Source organism: Arthrobacter sp. YD2 (assembly GCF_030410475.1).
GTDB lineage: Bacteria > Actinomycetota > Actinomycetes > Actinomycetales > Micrococcaceae > Arthrobacter_B > Arthrobacter_B zhangbolii.
Genome location: NZ_JAUHHB010000001.1, coordinates 835,322 through 853,216, shown reverse-complemented (window position 1 = coordinate 853,216; position 17,895 = coordinate 835,322). Strand labels below are relative to the sequence as shown.

Genomic DNA, 17,895 nt, shown 5'->3' with positions numbered 1-17,895 from the left:
ACGGCAGCAGGCGGGGTCCTAAGGTAGGGACATGACTGATGCCACCAACCCCATTGAACTCCGTGCCACCCTGGTCCCGAACCCCGGCGAGCGCACCCGGGTCCGGCTTGCCCTGGACATTGCCGTGGAACAGGTGCTCGCCGAGCCCGGCTGCCTGCGCTACGAAGTTGTCGAGGATTCAGAGCAGGAGATAGTCCTTGCCGAACGGTGGGCCTCCAAAGAGGACCTGGACCGCCATGCCCGCGGTCCTGCCTTCCAGGACCTGCAGGAATCGCTGAGCGCCCTGCTCGCCGAACCGTTGAAGGTGGAGCAGGTCCGCTGACTCAGTACGGCGTGATGGCCACGCGGTAGATCGAGTCGGGTTCTGCGCCGAAGCGCTTGAGCACCGCGACGACGGCCTCCTCGTGGTCGTCATCCACGGCTACCTGCACGCGCAGCCAGTCATCGAAGTCCATCCGCCGCTTTTCGCTGCGGAAGGCTTCGGTGCGGATTTTGCCGGTGTATACGGACGCCTCCGCCAGCTCCAGGGAACGCGCTCCTGCCATCAGCAGTGCGTCACGGAGCCCGTCGAGGCGTTCGGTATTAACCACGGCACTGACCAAATGGTTGGGCCGGGGATGCTTCCGCGCCTCGTCGGAGCTACCTCCGCTTGCTGCCCTGCCCGCCGCGGTGGGCCGTGAGGTGATGCCGTTGAGCGAGTAGGCCGAGGCGCCCTGCTGGACGTGGTCCAGGTCCTCCTGCTCCGGCCCCGGCTCGCGCAGCCCCATAGTGCGGGAGATGATGGCCGCGATGATCCAGCTCAGCACGAACGAGAACAGCACAACGCAGACAATGGCAACCACCTGGTGCCACAGCAGCGATCCGCCGCCGCCGGAGAATACGCCGTCAGCGCTGACCGGGTTCACCGTGCTGTCCGCGAAAAACCCCAGAAGGAACGAGCCGAGGACGCCGCCCACAAAGTGCACGGCAATCACGTCCAGGGCGTCGTCGTAACGGAAAACCTGCTTGAGCCGTACGGCCAGCACGCACACACATCCGGCGATCAGCCCGATCAGCAGGGCCGCCCCGGTGCCGACAAAACCGGCGCAGGGGGTGATTGTTGCCAGCCCGGCCACTGCGCCGGAAACAGCGCCCACAAGGGTGCTGTGACCGCTGGTGAGGCGTTCCACCAGCAGCCAGGTCAGCATGGCAGCGGCGCCGGCTATATGGGTGTTGATCAGTGCCTGGGTGGCAATCCCGTCCGCCTGCAGGCCGTCCCCGGCGTTGAAGCCGAACCAGCCGAACCACAGAATGCCGCCGCCCACCAGCATCAGCGGGAGGTTGTTCGGCGAGGTTTTCAGGTTGGGCCAGCCCCGGCGGCGGCCCACCACCAGCAGCACCGCAACCGTGGCGGCACCGGCTGAGGCGTGGACCACCATGCCGCCTGCCCAGTCCTGGGCACCGAGCTGGCCCAGCCAGCCCTTCGGATGCCACAGCCAGCGGGCCACCTGGGGATAGACCAGGATGGACCAGGCCGCCAGGAACACCACCCAGCCGGCGAATCGCAGCCGTCCCGCCGTGGCGCCGGTGATCAAGGCAGGGGTGATGATGGCGAACATCATCTGGTACGCCACGAAGGCGAGCGCCGGAATGGTCACGCCGGTGGCCACGGTATGGAACTGCGGCGTATCGACGCCGATGAGGGCGAACGCGTCAAACTCGCCGAGCACGGAGTTGCCCTCGTTGCTGAAGGCAAGCGTGTACCCCACCAGGACCCAGGTAACCGAGATGACCCCTAGCGGAATGATGTTCTGCATCATCATGGTCAGCACGTTGCGCACAGGCACCATGCCGCCATAGAAAAGTGCCAGTCCCGGTGTCATAAAAAGAACGAGTCCGGCACAGACCAGCACCCAGGCGGTATCCGCTCCGTTCATGAGGAGCCTCCCGCCATAATCCGGTTCTTTCCGCTGCTACGGCACATGCTGTCCCCGCTTCCGACTCGTTCATCAGCTGTGAGTATTCAGGTGGCCGGGGCCGCGGAATCCGGCTCCGATGGCCAGATGAGCGTACCGCCGGGCAGATGGGCATCAGAAGAGTGCAGGCGCAGACAACGGCCGGAAGGACCGATTTAGTGTGGTCCCGCCGGCCGTTGCAGGTCGGTCAGCGTCCGCCAGCGGCCGCCCCTCAGCGTCCGTCAGCGGCCGTCCGTCAGTGTCCGGAGAGCATGCCGTTCGGATCAATCACATACTTTCGGGCCACTCCCGAGTCGAACTCGCGGTAGGACTCCGGTGCCTGGTCCAGGCTGATGGGGGTTGCGTTCACTGCCTTGGCTATCTGGACGCGGTCATGCAGGATCGCCATCATCAGTTCCCGGTTGTATTTCATCACCGGACACTGCCCGGTGGTGAAGGACAGGGACTTTGCCCAGCCCGTCCCCAGGTCCAGGCTCAGTGATCCCTTGCGGGCCGCCTCGTCGATTCCGCCCGGATCCCCTGTCACATAGAGGCCCGGAATCCCCAGCGCGCCGCCGGCCGCCGTGACGTCCATCAGCGCATTCAGGACCGTGGCCGGCGCCTCGGTGCTGGAACCGGAACCGTGCCCGCGGGCTTCGAAGCCCACGGCGTCCACTGCGCAATCCACTTCCGGAACGCCCAGGATCGATTCGATCTGGTCCTTCGGGTCCCCCAGTGACACATCCACCGTTTCGCAGCCGAAGCTGCGGGCCTGCTCCAGCCGCTCCTGGTTCAGGTCACCCACGATCACGGCTGCGGCGCCCAGCAGCTGGGCCGAAGCCGCGGCCGCGAGCCCCACCGGGCCGGCGCCGGCGATGTAGACGGTGGAACCGACGCCCACTCCTGCCGTGACCGCTCCGTGGTAACCGGTGGGGAAAATGTCCGAGAGCATGGTCAGGTCCAGGATCTTTTCCATGGCCTGGTCCTTGTCCGGAAAACGCAGCAGATTCCAGTCCGCATAGGGAACCAGGGCGTACTCCGCCTGTCCGCCTACCCAGCCGCCCATATCCACGTATCCGTAGGCGCTGCCGGGCCGGTCCGGGTTCACGTTCAGGCAGATGCCGGTTTTGCGTTCCTTGCAGTTGCGGCACCGGCCGCAGGAAATGTTGAACGGGACCGAAACCAGGTCCCCCACGTTGATGAATTCCACATCCGGTCCGGTTTCCACCACTTCACCGGTGATTTCGTGCCCCAGGATAAGGTTCGGCGGCGCCGTCGTCCGGCCGCGCACCATGTGCTGGTCCGATCCGCAGATGTTGGTGGTGACCACCTTCAGGATCGCTGCGTGGGGAAGCTTCCGTCCGATGTTGGCGGGATTCACTCCCGGCCCGTCCCGTAGTTCGAAGGTGGGGTAGTCGATGTCCTGCACTTCCACTACACCGGGTTCGATGTAGGCAACTCCTCGATTGGAACTCATGGCGGCCTCGCTGTCTCTTGTCGTCGTTGACTGCATGCAGGCGTTCCTCCCCCGGGCAGATCGCCCTTGCGAGTGAGGTTACAACCGGCACGGCGGCGGCGGTAGACAGTAGCGGAAGGCAGCGGTCCTCTCAGCCCGCGGCTACCTGATTAAACGACGGAAGGCAGGCACCCTGTGCGGTGCCTGCCTTCCGGGGAAAGCTGCGGGAGCTAGCTCTGGGTGGGCTGTCCGTTGGAGCCTGCGGCACCCTCGCGTTCCTGCGCTGCGATCTGCTCGTGCACGGCCTTCATGTCCAGGCCCTTCACTGCGTCCACCAGTTCACTGAACTGGCTGGCATTGAGGGCGCCAGGCTGGGAGAAGACAAGTACCTTTTCGCGGAACGCCATCAGCGTGGGGATGGAGGTGATGCCTGCGGCGGCTGCGAGCCCCTGCTCGGCCTCGGTGTCCACCTTGGCGAAGGTGATGTCCTCGTGCTGCTGCGAAACGGAGTCGTAGACCGGCGCGAACTGTTTGCAGGGTCCGCACCAATCCGCCCAGAAGTCCACGAAGACGATGTCGTTTTCCTCGATGGTTTCGGGGAAGGTTGCTTCGGTGATGTCGATAGTAGCCATCCTCCAACGCTAACGGGGCTGAGGGGCAATGTCTCTAGCTGTTCGCTGACCGGTGAAGCGGGCCCTGGGCCGGAGGCAGCTCCGTCAGACGGCGGATCACCGGCAATGCAGCCGCCAGCGCGGTCCGGTCCTCCGGACTCAGCTGCCGAAGCAGGTCTGCCATCAGGGCGGTCCGGTTACGGTCTCCTTCTGCCAGCGCCTTGGCGCCTTCGGGGGTCAGGGTGACCCGGACGCCGCGGGAATCAGCGGGATCGGGACTGCGCAGCAGCAGTCCGGCGGCTTCGAGCCGGATGATCTGCTCGGTGGCACTGGGCACCTTCACCCCGAGGTTCCGGGCTATTCCGGTAACCCGCATGCCGTCACCGGCGGCCATTCTCAGGACGCTGATCTGACTGGAGCTCAGGTCTGTATCCGCATCCATGTTGCGGGCAATGTACAGTGCCAGCCGGAGCGATTCGCGAAACCCCTCAGCGAGTTCATCCAGTGCGGGATCGGTCTTCATATTTAGGGACCCTAATGTCTTCGGGGTGGCGGGCGCAAGCACCCGGGATACGGAAAAACCCGCCCTCACCGGTTAGGCGAGGACGGGTTAGCCGGTGGCAGATGAGGGATTCGAACCCCCGTAGGCGTTGCCAGCTGATTTACAGTCAGCCCCCTTTGGCCGCTCGGGTAATCTGCCGAACGTCTTCAAGTGAAGACTTTGTCCGCAGTAACTGCGGGCAAGACAACTTTACCGAAGATTCTCCGAAGTTACGAATCGGGGATTCCACACCGCCTGCAGACCCGCAAAACTGCCTACAGCCCGCGCTCAATCCGGGCCTGGACCTGGGCATAAAAGCGGTCCGCCTGCAGTTGCGTCACGGATCCCCATTCCACCGCGTTCGCCAGATCCGTGCGGACACCTCCCAGCCGTTCGGCAGCGCTGTCGGCGCGTTCGACGTCGGGCTCCGGCAGGGCCGAGGGGCACGGCGCATGGGCGGACACGGGGCTGCTTTCGGCCGCCCGGGCCGGTGCGGCAGCCGCGGCCCCCAGTCCGGCCGCAGAGGCTGCCGCAAGGAATGACCCGGCGGCGGCTGTGCGGAACCGCAGCGCGGCGGGACGGCGGGGTGAAGGGCCGGGTGAAGGGCGGGGAGTTGGTAACTGCTGGTTTTCCACCCCCTTAGCCTGTCCCATGTCCTTGTGACATCACCGGGCGTTTACTGGATACAGGCTGGGAACCGGGCACATCCGTGCGGAGAACCTACTACGCTAAGTACCAGGAAAAGCCACCAACCCGAGGAGTCCAGAGATGGCCAGCGAGTCCACGTTCGACGTAGTCAGCAAGATCGACAAACAGGAAGTAGCCAACGCCCTGAACCAGGCGCAGAAGGAAATTGCCCAGCGGTATGACTTCAAGGGCGTTGGAGCCGAGGTGGACTTCAGCGGCGAGAAGATCCTGATGAAGGCCAACTCCGAGGACCGGGTCAAGGCGGTCCTGGACGTGCTGCAGTCCAAGCTGGTCAAGCGCGGAATCTCGCTGAAGTCCCTGGATGCGGGCGAGCCTTTCGCTTCCGGCAAGGAATACCGGATCGAAGCCTCCATGAAGGAGGGCATCGCGCAGGACCAGGCGAAGAAGATCAACAAGCTGATCCGCGACGAAGGCCCCAAGGGCGTCAAGTCCCAGATCCAGGGCGATGAGCTGCGCGTCAGCTCCAAGTCCCGCGATGATCTGCAGGCCACCATGGCACTGCTGAAGGGTGCAGACCTGGAAGTGGACCTGCAGTTCATCAACTTCCGCTAAAGCGGGTTTTCCGGGGCGTTCCCAGTCCCGGGTCAACGACGACGGCGCCGCCTCCGGTTCACTGGAGACGGCGCCGTTCGCGTGTGAAGACCTGTGGTTTTACAGGGCGACGTTGTCCGCCGCCGGGCCGTCCTCACCGAAGTCCTGCAGTGCCTCCCCGCCCACGGGCTCGCCCATCCAGGTGAGCAGCTGCCACGGGCCCAGTCCCCCGCCGGGCAGCTCCGGCGCCTCCATGACAGCCACCCCGGTGTTGCTCAGTGCGTTCTGCACAATAAAGTCCGCCCCCACGTTCTCCGCACGGGCGGTGGCCCAGGCACGGACGATGGCGCCGTGGCTAAAGATCGCCGGCGTCTTCAGGCCGGCTCCGGCCAGTTCCCGGACCACTGCGTCGAAGCGGGCCAGCGTGGCAGCCCCGTCGGGACCGCCGGGCATCCTCGCGCCGGTATCGCCCTGCACCCACCGGTACACCGTTTTCAGGTAGGTGATGATCGAGTCGCGGTCATTGCGCATTTCCAGCGTCCCGGCCGAGACTTCGCGCAGGCCGTCCCGGATCTGCACCGGCAGGCCCAGGGCAGCCGCCAGGGGCGCGGCGGTCAGCTGCGTGCGGGTCAGGTTGGAGGCGAAGATCCCGTCAATGGGTTCGGCGCCCAGGGCGTCAGGCAGGGCGGCTGCCTGCTCCAGTCCCAGTTCGGTCAGCCCGGGGCCCGGGACACCGGTGTCCAGGAAGTGCCCGATGTTTGACGGGGTCTGGCCGTGCCGGATGAGTAAAAGGCGCATTCCCGAAGCCTACTTCCTCCCCTGCATTCCGGCAGGCCTGCCTAGGAGCCCAGCGCCCGGCCGGCCATCCGCTCCAGCCGCTGGATGCGGTCAGCCATCGGCGGGTGGGTGGCCAGGAGGCCGCGCACGCCGGAGCGGAACGGGTTGGCAATCATCAGGTGGGCGGCATTGGCAAGCTTCTGGTCAGTGTCCGGCAGCGGTGCACGCTGGGTTCCGCTTTCCAGCTTTCGCAGGGCCGATGCCAGCGCCAGCGGATCGTCGGTGAGCCTGGCACCGTCTTCATCGGCGTCGTACTCACGCGTGCGGCCGATGGCCATCTGGATCAGCGACGCTGCCAGCGGGGCCAGGAGGGCCATGGCGATAGTGGCCAGCGGGTTGGAGTTCCGCCGGTCACCGCCGCCGAAGAACAGCAGGAACTGGCCCAGCGAGGTAATGACGCCGGCAATGGCAGCAGCCACCGAGGAGGTCAGGATGTCACGGTTGTACACGTGCATCAGCTCATGGCCGAGCACGCCGCGCAGTTCCCGCTCATTGAGCAGGGCAAGGATTCCCTGGGTGCAGCACACCGCTGCATGCTGCGGGTTGCGCCCGGTGGCGAAGGCATTGGGAGCCATGGTGGGAGAGACATACAGCCGCGGCATGGGCTGGCCGGCCTTGGCAGAGAGTTCCCGGACAATCCGGTACATTTCCGGAGCCTGCGCTTCCGTGACAGGCACCGCACGCATGGCGCGGATGGCGAGCTTGTCGCTGTTCCAGTAGCTGTACGCCGTGGTGGCCAGGCCGATGAGCAGGAAAATCCAGATATATGCGGGGCTGCCCGTTCCGCTGGAAAGGAGGGCGCCAATACCCAGCAGCACGGCGAAGAGCACACCGAACAGCGCCGCAGTCTTGAGGCCGTTGTAATGGTGATGCACGAGGGTCCTTTCAGTCAGGCCACACTGGGCCTGCATCAGTATGGTGAGTCCATACACTTCAACGTTCAACCCGCCCGGGGTGTTCCTGATGCGCCCGGGCCTCATTCCCTCAAGGTTCGGGACCTTGTTCGCTCGAGGCGCCCCCTCCCGGAGGCCCAGGGGCTCAGGGCTCGGGATGCAGTGCGTCGTAGCGGGCGAACCGCGGCTGGGTGCGGGCCAGCACGGCCACAAGTGCCAGGCAGATCAGCCCGCCGAGGATTGCGGCCCACCCCTCGCCCGCGAAGGAGGCATTCACGCCGGCAACCAGGTCTCCCAGCCGCGGTCCCCCTGCAACCACCACCACAAAAACGCCCTGCAGCCTGCCGCGCATGGCGTCCGGCGTAGCCGACTGCAAAATAGTGGAGCGGAACACCCCGCTGATCGAGTCGGCAATCCCCGCGCATGCCATCGCCACCGCCGCCGGAACCAGCCAGGCCGAGGGGACCTCGCCGTCGTTGTGCCCGGCCAGCACCACAACCACACCGAACGCCGTGACGGAAAGCGCCCAGGCCGCCACGGACCAGAGCACCGCCAGCCCCTGCCGGCGGACCAGGCCAAGGGGGCCGGAAAAGAGGCCCGCGAGGAACGCCCCCACAGCGGTGGCTGCCAGCAGCACCCCTACCGTGGTGGCGCCGCCTCCCAGCATCAGCGCACCGATGGCCGGCAGCAGTGCCCGCGGCTGGGAAAACACCATGGCGCACAGGTCCACCACAAACGTCATGCGGATATTCGGCCGGGTGCCCAGGAAGCGGAACCCCTCCAGCACCGAGCCCAGCCCGGCCTTCTGCACCTGGCCCACCGGGGGCATCGGGGGAAGCCGGTACAGCGCCCACATGGCGGCCGTGAACGTGACGACGTCGATCGTGTAGGTCCAGCCGTACCCCACGCGGGCCACCAGCACGCCTGCCAGCAGCGGGCCTGCGGTCATGGCCAGCCCGAAGGTCATCATGTTCAGCGCATTGGCGGCGGGCAGGAGCTCCGGGCGGACCAGCCGCGGGATGATGGCGCTGCGGGCCGGCTGGTTGAGGCCGCCCGCACCGGCATTCACCGCCACCAGCACGTAGAGCAGCCAGACGTTACCCACGCCCGCCCACGCCTGCGCGGCAATACCAATGGTGCTGGCCCACAGCAGCACGGAGGAAAACAGTGCCACCTTGCGCCGGTCATAGGCATCCACAACGGAACCGCCATAGAGCCCTGCGAGCACCAGCGGCACCAGGCCCACCAGTCCGAGCAGCCCCACATAGAGGCTGGACTGCGTCAGTTCGTAGACCTCCAGGCTCACAGCCACGAGGGTGAGCTGGGTGCCGACTGCAGAGAGTGCCGTTCCCGTCCATAGCCGGCGATAGTCCGGGCTTTCGCGCAGCGGCGTGAGGTCGGCGAGCAGTCTTGGCACCCGAGCAGTCTAGGGCCGCGGACTGCCGGATTCGGGGCACCACGCGCGCAACGGAATTGGAAGCATGCTTAGGATGGGATGAACGGCCGGCTCTTCGCTGCCGTCCCGATCCGCACGCCGTTCCGCCTCAAGGAGTGATCACCGTGTTTACCCGCAACGTAGCCGATGGAATCCACCGCATTGAGCACGCCTACGTCAACGTCTATCTGGTGGAGGACGGCGACGGCGTGGCGGTGATCGATGCCGGCCTCCCCGGCATGTGGCCGCATTTGACCGGCGCCCTGGATGAACTGGGGTATGGCCCCGGGGATATCCGGGCGCTTGTGCTCACTCATGCCCACTTTGACCATGTGGGCACTGCTGCCCGGCTGCGCCAGGAGTACCGCACGCCCATCCTCGTCCACGATGCGGACCGCTACATTGCCGCGCATCCCTACCGCTACGAGCATGAGAACAACCGCTTCCTGTATCCGCTGCGGTACCCCAAGTCGATTCCGGTCCTGGGCACCATGACCGGGGCCGGGGCCCTGAACGTCCGCGGCGTGACGGACGTCCACAGCCTGACCACTGATTCCGGGGACGCCCTTCCCGGCAGGCCCCGGATCCTGCACACCCCCGGACACACTGCCGGGCATGTGGCCCTGCACTTCCCGGACCGGGGAGTGCTGATCTGCGGCGATTCACTGGTGACACTGAACCCCTACACCGGCACCACCGGGCCCCAGATCGTCTCCGGGGCAGCAACGGCCAACAGCCCCGAGGCGCTCGACTCGCTCTCTCTGTTGGCTGAAACAGCCGCGCCGCTGCTCCTCACCGGGCACGGCGAGCCGTGGCGGGACGGCGCAGCCGCCGCCGTGGAACAGGCACTGGCACGCGGAGCCTCCTGACCAGGCCCTCCCGACAAAAGCCTCCTCTGATGCCGGACAGCTACCCGTCGGCGTCCAGCAGCTCCTGTTCGAGTACCACCAGCAGCCGGGAGTCGCCGATGGGCCGGAAGTGTCCCATGGTTTCCAACTGGATGTTCCGTGCGCCGGCAAGGTGGCTGCCGGCGGGAATATGCGGATCAAAACTGCTGTAGACCGAGGTGATCCGGGCGTTGACGCCCTCATTGCGCAACAGCTGCTGCAGGAACAGGTTCCGGGGCGAGAACGCCCGGATGCTGGCCAGCGGAAACAGGTTGGCGCAGACGGAACCGGAAAACGGGGTGTTGACGGCGATCATCCGATCCACCCGGCCGCCGCCATCCGGCAGGGTCATCAGCTGCTTGCCAATCAGCCCTCCCTTGCTGTGCGCCACCACCACTACTCCGTGGAGATCCTTCTCCACCAGGTAGCGCTCCACCAGCACGGCTGCGTCGCCGATGCCGCCGCGGTTGTAGCCCAGCGGGGCCACGGTGTGGACCGGATGCCCGCGTTCAAACAGATAATCGGCCAGCGGGCGCAGGAACTGCCAGTTCTCATAAACACCGGGGATCAGTACCACCGGGGCCCGCTCCGGTTCCCCGGGATGCAGATAGACAGACGGGTCGCGGCGGAGGAAAAAGTTGCGCAGCTGCCAGTAGGCCACGTAGGCATAGTCCGAGGCCCAGGCGCCGGCTTCCCGGGCCCATCGGGACATCCGGCCGCTCCGCCGCGGGCGGACACCGGGCGGCGTTTCACGGACCCGGCTCTCCGGTTTCCGCGTCACCGTGCCGGAACCGCCGAGCGCAGCACGGCGGCGGTTTCCACGGGACGGGTATACATCATGACGTGCGGCTGGCCGGGCAGCTCCACCGTTTGGGCGCCCGGCCGGGCCGCTGCCAGACGGGTTACCCAGTCTGCACGGACCACCGGATCCCTGCCGCCGCGCACCAGCAGCACCGGGGCCTGCACGTCCCGGATTCGCTCCTCGATCGGGTGCCGGATCATGGCCGGAAGGGTGGAGAGATACCAGCGCGGCCCGGCCCGCAGGTAGTCCCTGACCAGCATGGCGTTAACCGCGGCCGGCTCGCCCAGGGAGTCCTGCAGCAGCCGCAAAGCCTGCAGCGGTGCTGAGCGTTCGGCATTGTTGATGGTGGGGGCCAGCAGCACCACGGAGGACACTGCCCCGGGAGCGGCGAGCGCCATTTCCACCACCACCTGGCAGCCCATGGAATGCCCTACCCATTGGGCGCCCTGGATGCCGGCCGACTCCAGGGCGCGCACGGCGATCCGTCCGAAATCCTGCATCTGCAGCTGCCTTGCCGGTTTCGGGGCGCTACCGAAACCGGGCAGCTCAAGGGTGTGGACTGTGGAGGTGTGCACCAGTTCGCGGATCAGCCGGCCAAAGTACCGCTCCGATGCCCCGATTCCGTGCACCAGAACCACCTCTGATCCCGCATCGGGCCGCTCCGGCGTCCCGGCGTCGTCGTAGGTGCGCAGGTCCACCTGTGTATCCCCCACCGCCACGTGCTGGAATTGAGTTTGTGCAACTGCCGGCACTGCTTCCCTGCCTTCCCTGTGTTGCTTCATTACTGTGCTGCTTCATCGCTGTGCTGCTTCATCGCTGTGCTGCTTCAACACCGTGCTGCCCTGCTGTCTCCCCGCTGCGGATCTTTCCCGGGACCAACGCCCAGCGTACCGGCACGGCAGGTAAGGCGAGACTTATTATGAGTAACTCAGATTAAGCATGTATGGTGGATGCCATGACCGGGACAACAGCAGCAACTGAGGAAACCACCGCCAGGTGGTCCGCTGAGCTGCGCACGCACGGCCGCCGGGTCACCAAGCAGCGCCTGGCCGTGCTTCGCGCCGTCGATACCGCACCGCACACGGTGGCGGACGACGTCGTGGCGGCCGTCCGGACGGACCTGCCGGACATCACCCTGCAGTCTGTCTACGTCATCCTCGCGGACCTGGTGGAAACCGGATTGGTGCGGAAGATTGAACCGCCCAACTCCCCTGCCCGGTATGAAACCCGCGTGAATGACAATCACCACCACGCGGTGTGCACCGGCTGCGGGCGGATCGAGGACGTGGACTGCGCCGTCGGCCACGCCCCGTGCCTCACCCCGGGCAACACCCACGGCATGACAATCCAGATTGCCGATGTGCTCTACCGCGGGCTCTGCACCGACTGCGCCGAAGCAGCAGCCTCCTAGCCCGCCCGAAGACTTTCCTCCACCCTTTTGTCAGCACCAGAGAAAGAACAAGTATGTCCAACTTCACCACCACGCAGACCGGTACCCCGGTTGCCAGCGACGCACACTCGCTGAGCGCCGGCGCCGACGGCGCCATTGCCCTTCACGACCGTTACCTGGTCGAGAAGCTGGCCCAGTTCAACCGGGAGCGGATTCCGGAGCGCATCGTGCACGCCAAGGGCGGCGGCGCATTCGGTGAGTTCGTAGTCACCGAGGATGTCTCCAAGTACACCCGTGCAGCCGTCTTCCAGCCCGGCGCCGTCACCGAGACCGTCCAGCGGTTCTCCTCCGTGGCCGGTGAAATGGGTTCCCCCGACACCTGGCGCGATGTCCGCGGTTTCGCTCTGCGTTTCTACACCACCGAGGGCAACTACGACATCGTCGGCAACAACACCCCGGTGTTCTTCATCCGCGACGGCATCAAGTTCCCTGACTTCATCCACTCGCAGAAGCGCCTGCCGGGCTCCGGCCTGCGCGATGCGGACATGCAGTGGGACTTCTGGACCAACTCCCCCGAGTCCGCCCACCAGGTCACCTACCTCATGGGCGACCGCGGCATCCCGCGCTCCTGGCGTGAAATGCCCGGCTTCGGCTCGCACACCTACCAGTGGATCAACGCCGCGGGCGAGCGCTTCTGGGTGAAGTACCACTTCACGTCCAACCAGGGCAACCACGAAATCACCGGTGCCGAGGCCGAACGCATTGCCGGTGCGGATGCGGACTACTACCGCCGCGACCTGTACGAGAACATTGCCGAGGGCAACTTCCCGTCCTGGGACCTGCACGTTCAGGTCATGCCGTACGAAGATGCCAAGACCTACCGGTTCAACCCGTTTGACCTGACCAAGGTCTGGCCGCACGCGGACTACCCGCTGATCAAGGTGGGTACCCACACCCTGAACCGCAACCCGGAGAACTTCTTCGCGCAGATCGAGCAGGTTGCCCTCTCCCCCGCGAACCTGGTTCCCGGCATTGATGCCAGCCCGGACAAGATGCTGATGGCCCGTATCTTCTCCTACCCGGACGCCCAGCGTTACCGCGTAGGCGCCAACTACAACCAGCTGCCGGTCAACGCACCGAAGGCTCCGGTGAACAACTACTCCCAGGACGGCGCCATGCGCTTCTCCTACAACTCCCCGGAGACCCCGGTCTACGCTCCGAACACGCTCGGCGGCCCTGTGGCCGACGCCGCGTTGGCCGGCGCAGGCAGCTGGGAGAGCGACGGTGCCCTGGTGCGTTCCGCGCAGACCCTGCACTCCGAGGACAGCGACTTCGTCCAGGCCGGTACCCTGTACCGCGAGGTCTACGACGACGCCGCCAAGGAGCGTTTCCTGGAGACCATCACCGGTGCCATCTCCGGTGTGCAGCGCCCGCACATCCGCGAAGCGGCGATCCAGTACTGGACCAACGTTGACGCGACCCTCGGCGAGAAGCTGCGCCTCTCCCTGGCCCAGGGCGAGACCACGGCCAACGAAAAGGCCGAGTTCGTGGGCGTTGCGGAGTAATTTCTCCGTTTACGCTGACGCCGGTTTCCGGTAGTTCCGCATAACAGCAGCGGCCGGCCCCTTCGGGGGTCGGCCGCTGCTGTTTTATTCACGCTGCTGTTTATTCTCCCGCTGCCCGCTGCGGCTATCGGTTGGGCCAGTAGGCAATGATCAGCAGCGTCACCAGGAAACCGGTGAGGAAGTTCAGTTTCAGGAAGCGTTTCCAGCCGGCATTCGCAGCTCCCGACCCCGCGTCGGTAATCCGAAGGAACGGTACGAGGTTGAGGATGTAGGGCAGGGCCAGCAGCCCGCCCAGTGTTGCCGGCCACGGGGTCAGCAGCATCAGCAGGCCGCCGGCCAGGTACGCGGCTGCGGCCACCCACACCACCGTCCGGGCGCCGAGCACCGTAGCGATGGACCCGATGCCGCCCTCGCGGTCCGGCACCACGTCCTGCACCGCGCCGAAGGCCTGGCTTGCCATGCCCCACAGGAAGAACGCCCCCAGCACGGCCCACAGGCCCGGGGTGAACTCCGCGCCGGCGAGAACCAGCCCGTAAACGGCGGGACTGACAAAGTGCGTGCTGGACGTCATCGAATCCAGGAACGGACGCTCCTTGAACCGCAGTTTGGGTGCACTGTAGGCAATCACCGCAAAAACACTCACGGCCAGCACCAGCACGGACAGAGCATTGCCCAGCGCCACCAGGACCACCAGGAAGGGAACGTTTGTCGCCAGCGCTGCCCACAGCGTGGTGCGGTGGAAGCTGCGGTCCAGGACGGCACCTTCCACACCACCCTTGCGCGGGTTGTGCAGGTCCGACTCATAGTCGAAGACGTCGTTGATGCCGTACATCGCCAGGTTGTAGGGAATCAGGAAGAACAGCGTTCCGATGACCCATGCGGCGTCGATCCGGCCGGCGGTCAGCAGGTACGCCGCTGCGAAGGGATAGGCGGTGTTGACCCAGGACAACGGACGGGATGAAACCAGCAGCATCCGCAGGGTGGTGCCGGCCGTACGGGTGGCGGTGCCGCTCACTGGTTCTCCTTGGTATTCGGTGTACTTTGTGCAGCCCGCCTGGCAGCAACTGGTTCAGGCGCCCGACCGGGCAACAGCACCCAGAGTGCCGGCAGCAGCAGCACGGCGGCGACGGGATAGGCGAAATCCTCCAGCGGAGCCGTTCCGATGAAGGCTCCCGAAATGCGGTCCTCGTTGTACCAGAACAGGCCAACCCGGATCATCAGGTTGTCAAAGACGGCGGTGAGTCCGAGCAGGACCGCCGCGGTGACGGCGGCTGCGGATCGGAAGAACACGGGCGTGCGGCGCCGGGCCAGCAGCGCCGCTCCAAACACCAGCGCGGCCGGGACCAGGAAAAAGGCGTTGAGGGTCCAATAGGTCACTGCTTCACCCTGTCCCTTGCTGCAGCTTTCCCGGCCGCCAGGCGCACCAGCCCGAAGACCACCATCGTCAGATAGCAGAGGAAAGCAAGGAAGAAGATTTCCTCCACGGGCAGGTGCGGAGCCAGGGTCAGGCCGAGCATAAACGGGGTCTCACCTCGGTAGAAGATGTCCGCGCCGATCCCGCCGAGGTCCCAGCCGGTGAAGAACAGCACGCCGATCAGCAACACCAGGGCAGCCCGGCGGGCATCTGCGAAAAAGAACAGCCGAAACCTGTGGTCCAACAGGGCCATGCACCCCAGCGAGAGCAGCAGGAAAAGCAGATACAGCACGCCCATCAGGCGCCGTCCCCGGAGGAAGGCTCTGCGGGCAGGGGCTTCGCATCCCCGCCCGCGGCGCGGCCGGCACCTTCCGGCCGACTGTCCGCCGTGGCGGACCACGGGGCGGGTTCAGGCAGCGCCTCGGTGCCGGTGTCACCGCGCAGCCGCTTGAGTATCAGTTCGGCACTGATCAGGCACATGGGCAGGCCGATGCCAGGCAGCGTGGACCCGCCGGCGTACAGCAGGCCGTCCACCTTGCGGCTGGCGTTCGAGCCGCGGAAGAAGGCGCTCTGCTTCAGGATATGTGCCGGGCCCAGCAGGGTACCGCGCCACGAATTGAGGTCGGTGACAAAATCCTGCGGACCGACAGTGCGGCGGATAATGATGCGCTCGGCCAGATCCGGGATACCGGCCCAGGACGAGATCTGGGCGATCACTGCATCCGCCATCTTCTCGATGCGCGGATCCCCGGCGCCGTCGATCCCGCCTGCGCCCAGGGACGGATCTGAGGGCACGGGAACCAGCACAAAAAGGTTTTCATGGCCCTCCGGTGCAGCGTCCGGGTCCGTGGCGCTGGGCCGGCAGACATACAGCGACGCGGGATCCGGAACCGAAGTGTCCTTGCCGAAAATCTTCTCGAAGTTCGCTTTCCAGTCTTCGGTAAAGAGCAGGGTGTGGTGCTGCAGCTGCGGCAACGTCCCCTGTACGCCCAAGTGGAGCAACAGCCCGCCCGGACCCGGAACCCGTCGCTGCCAGTACTTTTCCGGATAGGTCTGCAGTTCCAGTGGCAGGAGCTCGGTTTCGGTGTGGTGCAGGTCCGCGGCGGAGACCACCAGGTCCGCATCCAGTGACTCCAGGGTGCCGTCCGGGCTGCGGTATTGCACACCGGTGGCCCGGGTTTTGCGGCCGGAGACCTCCGTACGGATCGAGGTGACTTCCGCGCCGGTAACCACCCGGGCACCCTCGGCCTGCGCCAGATCCCCGATCACGGAAACGATCCGATGGAAACCGCCCATGGGGTACAGCACACCGTCGGCGAGGTCCAGCCGGCTCATCAGGTGGTACATGCTGGGCGTAGTGAACGGCGAGGAGCCAAGGAATACCGCCGGATATCCCAGGATCTGCCGGATCCTTGGGTCAGTGAAGCGCTTGGCCACGAAGCTGCTCAGCGGTTCCAGCAGCAGGCGGGCCAGACGGGGTCCGCGCCGCAGCACGTCCGGACGCAGCAGCGGCAGGAAGGACGCGAAGGTCGAGTACAGGAACCGCTTCTTCGCCATGGCGTAGACCTCTTCCGAGGACTCCAGGTACTCCTCCAGGCGTTGCCCGGCACCGGGTTCCAAGGAGTCGAAGAGGGCTATGTTTTCCTCCCGGGTCGCGGCGATGTCCACGGGACCGGTCTGTCCTTCGAACAGCACCCGGTACCCCGGATCGAGTTTGACCAGCTGCAGCTGCTCAGCCGCGGAGGTCCCCAGCAGACGGAAGAAGTGGTCAAATACCTCGGGCATCAGGTACCAGGACGGACCGGTGTCAAAGCGGAACCCGCCGGTTTCCCAGCTGCCGGCGCGGCCGCCTGTTTCCGGCTGCTTCTCCAGCACCGTGACTTCCAAGCCTTCGCGGGCCAGCAGGGCCGCGGTGGCCAGTCCGGTAATCCCGCCCCCGATAACGACGGCGGTACGCGGCTGGGTGCTCATGGATGCGGTCCGTTCGGTTCGGGGCTGATAGGGGCTGTGGCCGGGACGGTGGCCCGCCTCGTGAGGACCGCGCGGGCAGCGATGCGGGCCTTGACTGGATTCGGGACACGGACGCGGGTGGTGCGCAGCCGGGCGGCAGGAGTAGCGCGCAGCCGGCGGGCCAGTTCGGTAAAGAGCTCCTGGGCGAGGACGACGGCGGCACGGCAGCCGGCCGGAAGCTCGGCGGCAGCAGCCCCCGAGACCAGCAGATCCGCGTCAATGCTGTCCAGGATCCTGTTTTTGTCCGTCTCCGTGAAGGCATCGACCGTGACGCCGGGGAAGTAGCTGCGGCCGAGGGTCTCAAAGTCCTGGGCAAGATCGCGCAGGAAATTGACCTTCTGGAACGCTGACCCCAGTCGCTGGGCGCCCTCGCGCAGCCGCTTGGACTGGTCTTCCGGGATGGCGAGATCCTGCAGGAAACACTGCAGGCACATCAGCCCCACCACTTCGGCTGATCCGTAGACGTACTCATTGAAACTGGCTTCGGTGTGTTCGGCCTGTTCCAGGTCCGCGCGCATGGATGCGAAGAAGGGCCGAGTTAGTTCAGGCCCGATGCCGGTGGCCCTGGCGGTCAGCGCAAACGCGTGCACCACAAGGTTCACGCTGTACCCGGTGCGCAGCGCGCGCTCCGTGTCCGCTTCCAGTTCGTCCAGGAGCGCGCCGATGTCCCCGCGCGGTATCTTTGCCGCAAGGGCCACGCCGTCCACGATCTCGTCGGCCAGCCGCACCAGTGCGTAGATGGTTTCGATTTGCCTGCGGGTCCGCGCCGGGAGCAGGCGTGAGGCCAGGCCGAAGGATGTGGAATAGGACCGGATCAGCACCGCTGAGGTCTCTCCGGCCACGGTGTTGTAGAGGGCGAGACCCTGTTCTGCCGCCATGTC

Annotated in this window: 20 protein-coding genes and 1 tRNA gene; 5 read left to right on the top strand and 16 right to left on the bottom strand. The window is 65.9% G+C overall.

Features of this window, described 5'->3' with window-relative positions:
• The first annotated feature begins 31 nt into the window (after positions 1–31).
• Entirely contained in the window at positions 32–322 is a 291-nt protein-coding gene (locus QWJ37_RS04210) for a putative quinol monooxygenase (protein ID WP_227902361.1), read from the top strand.
• 1 nt (position 323) lies between these two features.
• Here the strand turns inward: QWJ37_RS04210 and QWJ37_RS04205 are convergent, their stop codons facing one another.
• From QWJ37_RS04205 to QWJ37_RS04180, 6 genes are all read right to left on the bottom strand, one after another.
• Positions 324–1,916 (bottom strand): ammonium transporter, encoded by a 1,593-nt coding sequence (locus QWJ37_RS04205; protein WP_290244289.1) that lies wholly within the window; start codon positions 1,914–1,916, stop codon positions 324–326.
• Between the two features lie 274 nt (positions 1,917–2,190).
• Positions 2,191–3,411 (bottom strand): formaldehyde dehydrogenase, glutathione-independent, encoded by a 1,221-nt coding sequence (gene fdhA / locus QWJ37_RS04200; protein WP_227902363.1) that lies wholly within the window; start codon positions 3,409–3,411, stop codon positions 2,191–2,193.
• A gap of 209 nt (positions 3,412–3,620) precedes the next feature.
• Positions 3,621–4,022 carry a thioredoxin gene (trxA, locus tag QWJ37_RS04195; RefSeq protein ID WP_227902364.1) on the bottom strand — a complete coding sequence of 134 codons (402 nt, stop codon included), beginning with the start codon at positions 4,020–4,022 and terminating at the stop codon, positions 3,621–3,623.
• 34 nt (positions 4,023–4,056) lie between these two features.
• Positions 4,057–4,524: a MarR family transcriptional regulator gene (locus QWJ37_RS04190; protein ID WP_227902365.1), complete on the bottom strand. Its 468-nt coding sequence runs from the start codon at positions 4,522–4,524 to the stop codon at positions 4,057–4,059.
• A gap of 95 nt (positions 4,525–4,619) precedes the next feature.
• Positions 4,620–4,701, bottom strand: a tRNA-Tyr gene (locus QWJ37_RS04185).
• Positions 4,702–4,817: 116 nt separating this feature from the next.
• Positions 4,818–5,195: a hypothetical protein gene (locus tag QWJ37_RS04180; protein WP_290244285.1), complete on the bottom strand. Its 378-nt coding sequence runs from the start codon at positions 5,193–5,195 to the stop codon at positions 4,818–4,820.
• A 115-nt stretch (positions 5,196–5,310) separates the two neighbouring features.
• Between QWJ37_RS04180 and QWJ37_RS04175 the strand changes: the two genes are divergently transcribed.
• Positions 5,311–5,802: a YajQ family cyclic di-GMP-binding protein gene (locus QWJ37_RS04175; protein ID WP_227902367.1), complete on the top strand. Its 492-nt coding sequence runs from the start codon at positions 5,311–5,313 to the stop codon at positions 5,800–5,802.
• Positions 5,803–5,901: 99 nt separating this feature from the next.
• Here QWJ37_RS04175 and QWJ37_RS04170 read toward each other — a convergent pair whose 3' ends face one another.
• The 3 genes from QWJ37_RS04170 to QWJ37_RS04160 all read right to left on the bottom strand — a co-directional run bounded on the left by QWJ37_RS04170 (position 5,902) and on the right by QWJ37_RS04160 (position 8,928).
• Positions 5,902–6,579, bottom strand: a complete 678-nt coding sequence (locus tag QWJ37_RS04170; protein WP_290244282.1) for a histidine phosphatase family protein — start codon at positions 6,577–6,579, stop codon at positions 5,902–5,904.
• A gap of 41 nt (positions 6,580–6,620) precedes the next feature.
• Positions 6,621–7,493 carry a zinc metalloprotease HtpX gene (htpX, locus tag QWJ37_RS04165; protein WP_227902369.1) on the bottom strand — a complete coding sequence of 291 codons (873 nt, stop codon included), beginning with the start codon at positions 7,491–7,493 and terminating at the stop codon, positions 6,621–6,623.
• 163 nt (positions 7,494–7,656) lie between these two features.
• Complete coding sequence (locus tag QWJ37_RS04160; RefSeq protein WP_290244279.1) at positions 7,657–8,928, bottom strand: MFS transporter; 1,272 nt, start codon at positions 8,926–8,928, stop codon at positions 7,657–7,659.
• A gap of 134 nt (positions 8,929–9,062) precedes the next feature.
• On the opposite strand from QWJ37_RS04160, the gene QWJ37_RS04155 reads away from it, so the two are divergent.
• On the top strand, positions 9,063–9,815 hold the full coding sequence (locus QWJ37_RS04155) for an MBL fold metallo-hydrolase (RefSeq protein ID WP_356881133.1): 753 nt from the start codon (positions 9,063–9,065) through the stop codon (positions 9,813–9,815).
• A gap of 40 nt (positions 9,816–9,855) precedes the next feature.
• Here QWJ37_RS04155 and QWJ37_RS04150 read toward each other — a convergent pair whose 3' ends face one another.
• On the bottom strand, positions 9,856–10,545 hold the full coding sequence (locus tag QWJ37_RS04150; protein WP_290244277.1) for an alpha/beta hydrolase: 690 nt from the start codon (positions 10,543–10,545) through the stop codon (positions 9,856–9,858).
• Positions 10,546–10,610: 65 nt separating this feature from the next.
• Complete coding sequence (locus QWJ37_RS04145; RefSeq protein ID WP_290244275.1) at positions 10,611–11,417, bottom strand: alpha/beta fold hydrolase; 807 nt, start codon at positions 11,415–11,417, stop codon at positions 10,611–10,613.
• Between the two features lie 173 nt (positions 11,418–11,590).
• Here QWJ37_RS04145 and QWJ37_RS04140 point away from each other — a divergent pair, with 173 nt between their 5' ends.
• Together QWJ37_RS04140 and QWJ37_RS04135 are read left to right on the top strand one after the other, a co-directional pair.
• On the top strand, positions 11,591–12,046 hold the full coding sequence (locus tag QWJ37_RS04140) for a Fur family transcriptional regulator (RefSeq protein ID WP_227902374.1): 456 nt from the start codon (positions 11,591–11,593) through the stop codon (positions 12,044–12,046).
• A 53-nt stretch (positions 12,047–12,099) separates the two neighbouring features.
• Positions 12,100–13,590, top strand: a complete 1,491-nt coding sequence (locus QWJ37_RS04135; RefSeq protein ID WP_227902375.1) for a catalase — start codon at positions 12,100–12,102, stop codon at positions 13,588–13,590.
• A 124-nt stretch (positions 13,591–13,714) separates the two neighbouring features.
• Here QWJ37_RS04135 and QWJ37_RS04130 read toward each other — a convergent pair whose 3' ends face one another.
• From QWJ37_RS04130 to QWJ37_RS04110, 5 genes are read right to left on the bottom strand one after another with little or no spacing between them, the layout of a single operon-like run.
• Positions 13,715–14,563 carry a prenyltransferase gene (locus QWJ37_RS04130; RefSeq protein WP_231709953.1) on the bottom strand — a complete coding sequence of 283 codons (849 nt, stop codon included), beginning with the start codon at positions 14,561–14,563 and terminating at the stop codon, positions 13,715–13,717.
• A gap of 38 nt (positions 14,564–14,601) precedes the next feature.
• Positions 14,602–14,967, bottom strand: coding sequence for a lycopene cyclase domain-containing protein (locus tag QWJ37_RS04125; protein ID WP_227902377.1), 366 nt, complete (start codon positions 14,965–14,967; stop codon positions 14,602–14,604).
• A complete protein-coding gene (locus QWJ37_RS04120; protein ID WP_227902378.1) occupies positions 14,964–15,302 on the bottom strand; it encodes a lycopene cyclase domain-containing protein in 339 nt (112 codons plus the stop codon). The genes QWJ37_RS04125 and QWJ37_RS04120 overlap by 4 nt, the downstream gene beginning before the upstream one ends.
• Entirely contained in the window at positions 15,302–16,975 is a 1,674-nt protein-coding gene (gene crtI / locus QWJ37_RS04115) for a phytoene desaturase family protein (protein WP_227902379.1), read from the bottom strand. The genes QWJ37_RS04120 and crtI overlap by 1 nt, the downstream gene beginning before the upstream one ends.
• The gene (locus QWJ37_RS04110) at positions 16,972–17,892 is read right to left on the bottom strand and encodes a squalene/phytoene synthase family protein (RefSeq protein WP_290244270.1); all 921 of its coding nucleotides are present in this window, start codon (positions 17,890–17,892) and stop codon (positions 16,972–16,974) included. The genes crtI and QWJ37_RS04110 overlap by 4 nt, the downstream gene beginning before the upstream one ends.
• Positions 17,893–17,895: the final 3 nt, after the last annotated feature.